A 5917-nucleotide genomic window follows, 5' to 3' on the forward strand; every position below is an offset into this window, starting at 1 on the left:
CCCTCAGGCTTGAGTTGTCTTGCAGGCAAAGGGAAATCTGAACGATTTAAAAAAGAAGAGCCGGACGAACCGCAAGCCACATCGAACGCTGACCCTAATAGCAGACCAATTAGCGTTTTAAAATCAGATTATAGGTTCCTAATGGTTTTATTTCTAATATTATATCACTTTAGCATTTTTATATTGATTAATTGCTCGTAGTTCGATCTAAAAATATAATAAAATCATTCCAGTCCTCTAATTTCGAAATAGAGATCAAAGAGACATTAATAATCTCTCATATATCGTCTTAGGCTCCCGATCCTGCTAACATTAAAATTTCGCCCAATGCTGCCACCTCTGCCTCCATAGCAAGATGCTTTGTTGCTCATCTCCGCCCCGCGCAGCAGGAGGTGATTTGTGCATTCGATTGTAAGATCGATTCTGAGAGTTGATTTGCCTGAAAGGGGGGATTGCATCGTGATATTCCGTATCATCAACCACAGTAATTCAGTTTCGCTAATCTATTTATCCTAATCCATCACTTCATTCAACATGAAAAGCCCATTCCTCACACCACTCATTCTCATATTGCTGGCTGCGATGTCTCCAGCATCTGCACAGACTGCTTCAGATACAGACTACACCTGCTGGCAGTGTCCCGTCTGCGGATATACCGTCATCCTGACGCCCGCCGAGGCCGAGAGCATTGATCCCTACACCCTCTGCCCGAACTGCTATTCCGCATATGCCGGCAACTTCATTCAAGTCTACTGCTCAGGCTATGCTCCAGAGGACGATCAATCCAACTACCCGGATCAGGATTATGAACCGTATTGGGAAGAGGATGATACGGGCTCGCAGGATTTCAAAGAGCATAACTCAGAGGATAGATCGGGCAATGGCCTTGCGCCTGCTCTGGATACAGGCTCAAGCAAAGAGAAGATCCTGATGGTTCTCCCGCCAGATCAGTATCAAGAAGAGGAGCTGAATGTGCCTCGCGACTACTTCCAGAGCATGGGCTACCAGGTCCATCTGGCCAGCAAAGGGGTGAAGACAGCCACCGGAATGAGCGGCGAGAGGACGGAGGTGGATCTGGACCTTGATGAGGTAAAGCTCTCCGATTACATCGCCGTGGTCTTCGTGGGCGGGGAAGGGATCTACTCCCAGGAGCTGAACCGTGACCCGGACTACCAGAAGATCGCCAAATCGGCCAGCGCACAAAAGAAAATCGTGGGAGCCATCTGTCTGGGCCCCTGGATCCTGGCGGACGCCGGCCTTCTCAAGGGTAAGAAGGCCACTGCATCTGAGACCGACCATATCAAGTCAAAGGGAGCGATAGTATCAGACGATGCCGTGGTTCAGGACGGAAAGATCATCACTGCTAACGGCCCCTCCGCCTCTCAGGAGTTTGCCGAAGCGGTAGTCGCTGCCCTGCAGGCTTCCTCTCCCACTGATGGCAATTCAGATCAATTGGATAAAACCGAAGCAAACGCAGCTGCATCGAGCAATGCAGCCTCTCAGGCTGCCGCCTGGAGGTGCAAGGTATGCGGATACGTATATAATCCAGCGGAAAATGATGGGGTGGCATTCGAAGATCTGCCAGACACCTGGAAATGCCCCTGCGGGGCCCCCAAGAGCGAGTTCGTCAGAGTCTGAAGCCAGGAATCTGGCACAAAACTTTTCTTCCTTTTTTGAAGATTGCCAGGAATGTGAGGATCTTCCAATGCTACCAGCTCACACATCACGTAATCATTGATAATAAAAATATTTTGCAAGATCCTCTACTCCCTGGGATTGCTCTCTATCCTCTCCAGCTCTTCCTCCTGGCTATCTGATAGATCTGCCTGATAAAACTGCTTGTTCTCTGGTAGATCCATCTCGAAGCCGGATATGCTGTCCACTTTCGCGCTCGCATCCTCGATCTCCAGGTCCAGGAGATGGCCTCCCGCTTTGCGATCTAAAGTGATGAAGTGCAGGTGGTAGCCGGGAACATTCACCCCTTCGACATAATCTGGGCATCTGAATCCGACCACTGTTCCCTCAACATCGTGAAACTCGAATATCTCTTGCCCTTTTATAGCTTCTTCGAGAGGCGGATAGGGCTTCTCCTGGGCGGGCACGCTTCTTGTCTTGACATAGTCGAATGTGCCGTCGATCCTGATGGCGTAAAACAGATTATCACTTTCTAGCGAATTGTCCAGATAGCCCTGCAGCTCGCTGAGGTTATATCTTCCCCCCAGGTTTATCGTCTCCTCGGCATCAAAGAATGTGACCACGGAAAAAGGCGTGATCATGCTATCGCTCAAGCTATATGCGACACCATCGGATTTCACCTGGTAGAACCGGCCGTCAACGGCAACCATCTCACCATCAAGGGCCTGCACAGTCCCCAGCCCGAAATCGCCGCGCTCGCCAAGTTCTCCAAAAGTCATTGTGCCATCATATACCCCCTGCATAAGCGCGCCAATGGTCGAGATCTGATACAGGCTGTCGTCCTCCTCGGCCAGCGATCCCTGCGCCATCATCAGAAAGAGGATGGCAATGGCAGCATATGCACGGTCAAAAGCAATTTTTATATCACTCATGAGTTCATCACTCCAATAAACCTCTGAAAAAATAGCTTGTTATCTATATACTTATCTCCAAGATATTAGCTACTCGCTATATTCTTTTTAGTTCGCCCTCCAGCAGGGGGGATCATGCCCAAAAGGATGAATAAAAACAGGCTATTCGCTGAATAATTCGCCTTCAATAGCGCAGTATTGCCCCCACGCCGCCAATAGACTGCAGGAACTCATCCTCCTCCACGAACTCCACCTCTGCTCCCGTCCTCTGGGCCAGCTCGTAGAGCTCCTCTAAGACGTTCACCTGAGAGGTCCTGCCGCCGCACTGGGGGCAGATCTCGGGCCGAGCCCCCTCCTGGAAGTGCTGGCATTTTTCGCAGATCCAGCCGGGGACCACATAATCGGAGAGCATGACTAAAGTGTTGACCCTGCCATGAGTCAGAGCATCTCTGACCGGATCGATTCCGTAGGAGGAAAGCTGGCCCTTGAGCACATTGGACTTCAGCTCCTCTGCCCTCTTCTTGCTCACCGAGCGCTCGTAATCCAGGGCCACCTGGTCGCCCATCTTCACCAGCTCGCTGGGAACTGTGCCCATGGGGACATCCAGCAGGCCTAATACCCGATCCCTGGCCTGTGGGGGGAGCAATTCCTTGAGCTGGCTTTTCGCCTCACCCGGTCCGGCAAGCACCAGTCCCCTCATCCCCTGCAGGTTATCCAGATTGGCGAGGTCCTCTGCTACCTGGGTGAAGAAGGACTTGATGGCCCCCTTTCGCAAGCGGTCAAAGCGCATCTGGCTCCATCCACCTTTCTTATGCTTGTTCATAAGGTCGATAGAAGAGCGGCTCATCTCTTCCATGATGCGGGAGCGGATGACAAACAATTTGGCCTCCTGAGAGTCGAGCAGCAAAAGGCCCCAGTCCAGGTATTCGTCCCTGAGCCTGGCCAGGGGAAGGAGAAATGGCGAGGTGTCCAGGACCACTAGAGGCTCCGCCTCCAGTCCCATCCGGTAGACGTGCAGGAATGACTCCGGGCTGGAGGCTAAGATCACCCTTGATCTCTCTCCTTTCCAGGATGGCGATTCTATTGCCTCCTGGGCCAAAGAGACGGTCGAGCGGAAGGATTCTCGAAGTTCGGAGGGAAGGGACTTTTCCATGGCCCTGAACCGGGAGGCGACAAAAGAACGGCTGGCGTCCAGGTCCGCCGTGCTGGCGCTTTTCATATAAATCGATAAATATATGTCCATCTCATCGTATATCTCCGCGAGGGCTCCCAGGTCGATCTCGGTGACTGCTACCAGATTGCCGGGGGAGATGCTGGTGAACTCGGGCTTGGGCTGCATGGTTCGATAAAGGGGGGAATGGTAGAAAAGGCTGTCCCATTTTGGGAGATCTATGTGAACATTTTATTATTCTTTATAAGAAATTATAGTTACTGCTTCAAGTTAAGTTATCTTCACTTTATAGCCCTCAGAAGCACAACTTTGAATGTCGTCCAGGATCTCATAGTCATGGATCTCGATGACCCGATTCCTGGATTTGTCGCCCTCGGCCGCCTTCTGTGACCCGAAGCTCTCCTTAAATACTCTATTCAGCAGCAAGAGGCCAGCCGCACTCAATGTCAACCCCAGTAGCATTGCCATTTTAATTCCTATATTGAGGATCCAGGATATAAGTAATTAACTCTTCTCCCAACTGAAAAACCGTGGAAAAATGGTATCATTAGATGGAAAACTGGGCCAACAGAATAGAGAGGTCGTGAATCAATTATGGGTTGGTATTTAGGCCTGCCGCAGAATTAGGCCTTATTGAATGCTGATTTGCCCAGAATGTCCTCTCTCGGGCGTGTCCGAGAAACCGCAATCGTTAATCGAGTTCCAGAACTTCAACCTATTTTAGGATCACGACCGAATAGAGAAGAAGGAAAGAAAAAAGAGATGACCCTGAGATTTTCCTCCATGCCTTGCTCTCCTCCCTCCTCTGACCATCGCCCTAAAGCTTGTCCACCTGGGCCCGGACCAGATTATGTACCTCGCCAGGGCTGGCCTTGCCCCTGGTCTTTTTCATCACCTGACCCACGATATAGTTCAGGGCCCTCTCGCTTCCCGCTTTATAGTCCGCGACGGCCGCGCTGCACTCCGCCACCGCCTCCGCAACCGCTCGTGCCACCACATCATCCTCCGCCCGGCCCAGGCCGCGGGATTTGATGATCTCCTGGGGCGAGCTGCCTTTCTTATCCAGCAGGTCGCGGATGACCTCCACCGCCCCGTGCTCGGTAATCTTATTCTCGCCGAGCAGCTGCACAATCTCCACCATATGCTCCGGGATGAAGCTCTCTATCCCCAGATCGCGGTAGTTCAATTCCCCCTTGAGGACATCGGCGATCCAGACCGCGGCCATCCTGGGCGAGGCCCGGGCAGCCACGAACTCATAGAAGTCGGCCAACCGGATCTCCGTGGTCAATGACTTGGCGTGGTCATCGGCCAGGCTGTACTGCCGGACGAACCTCTCCCTCTTCGAGTCCGGCAGCTCAGGCAGAGCCTCCCTTATGGCAGGAACCCAGGAGGCGATGCGCAGGGTCACCAGATCGCACTCGGGGAAGTAGCGGTAATCGTGCGCCCCCACCTTGCTGCGGATGGAGACGGTGATGTTGCGCAATTCATCGAAGTGTCGGGTTTCCTGCACCACCTTGATGTTCCGCCGGGCCAGGTTCCTCTGGCGGGTGATCTCATAGGAGAGGGCCTTCTCCACTCCCTTAAATCCAGAGATGTTCTTGACCTCGGAGCGGTCGCCGCCCTTCAAAGAGATGTTGGCATCCACCCTCATCGCCCCCTCCAGGGAACCGTCAAAGACGTCCAGGTACTCGAGAATGCTCTTCAACTTATCGAGAAACGCCCGCGCCTCCTTGGGTGAATGCAGATCGGGCTCAGTCACCACCTCTAAGAGAGGCATGCCGCAGCGGTTGTAGTCCACCATGGTGTACTTCGCCTTATCAATGGTCCCGGCATGCACCAGCCTTCCTGGGTCCTCCTCCATATGAGCCCGATTGATGCGGATATTCCTCTCCTGGTCGTCGTCGCCCAGGATCATGATATGGCCGCCTGTCGCCAGAGGATAGTCGTACTGGCTGATCTGGAAGCCCTTGGGCAGATCCGGGTAGTAGTAATTCTTGCGGTAAAAGAGGGTCTCCTCCTCGATCTTGCAGTTCAGGGCCAATCCCACTTTTATGCCGCTCTCCACTGCTTTGCGGTTGATCACCGGCAAAGAGCCGGGCAGGCCCAGGCAGACCGGACAGGTATGGCTGTTGGGCTCGGAATTATGATATTTAGTCGAGCAGCCGCAGAACATCTTCGACTCCAGCCGGTTGAGCTGAAC

General features: G+C 52.8%; 5 protein-coding genes. 1 reads left to right on the forward strand and 4 read right to left on the reverse strand.

Annotated elements, in window-relative coordinates:
- The first annotated feature begins 534 nt into the window (after positions 1 to 534).
- The gene (locus BP822_RS10510) at positions 535 to 1638 is read left to right on the forward strand and encodes a DJ-1/PfpI family protein (protein ID WP_286878259.1); all 1104 of its coding nucleotides are present in this window, start codon (positions 535 to 537) and stop codon (positions 1636 to 1638) included.
- Positions 1639 to 1763: 125 nt separating this feature from the next.
- Here BP822_RS10510 and budA read toward each other — a convergent pair whose 3' ends face one another.
- The 4 genes from budA to gatB all read right to left on the reverse strand — a co-directional run.
- The gene (gene budA, locus BP822_RS10515; RefSeq protein WP_013718250.1) at positions 1764 to 2567 is read right to left on the reverse strand and encodes an acetolactate decarboxylase; all 804 of its coding nucleotides are present in this window, start codon (positions 2565 to 2567) and stop codon (positions 1764 to 1766) included.
- 163 nt (positions 2568 to 2730) lie between these two features.
- A complete protein-coding gene (locus BP822_RS10520; protein WP_286878261.1) occupies positions 2731 to 3885 on the reverse strand; it encodes a Vms1/Ankzf1 family peptidyl-tRNA hydrolase in 1155 nt (384 codons plus the stop codon).
- Positions 3886 to 3987: 102 nt separating this feature from the next.
- The gene (locus BP822_RS10525; RefSeq protein ID WP_048131648.1) at positions 3988 to 4185 is read right to left on the reverse strand and encodes a hypothetical protein; all 198 of its coding nucleotides are present in this window, start codon (positions 4183 to 4185) and stop codon (positions 3988 to 3990) included.
- A gap of 349 nt (positions 4186 to 4534) precedes the next feature.
- The coding region (gene gatB / locus BP822_RS10530) for an Asp-tRNA(Asn)/Glu-tRNA(Gln) amidotransferase subunit GatB (RefSeq protein ID WP_286878262.1) at positions 4535 to 5917 on the reverse strand (1383 nt) is incomplete at its 5' end.

It is taken from the genome of Methanosaeta sp. UBA458, assembly GCF_002496085.1.
In the GTDB taxonomy this organism is placed as follows: Archaea; Halobacteriota; Methanosarcinia; order Methanotrichales; family Methanotrichaceae; genus Methanothrix; species Methanothrix soehngenii.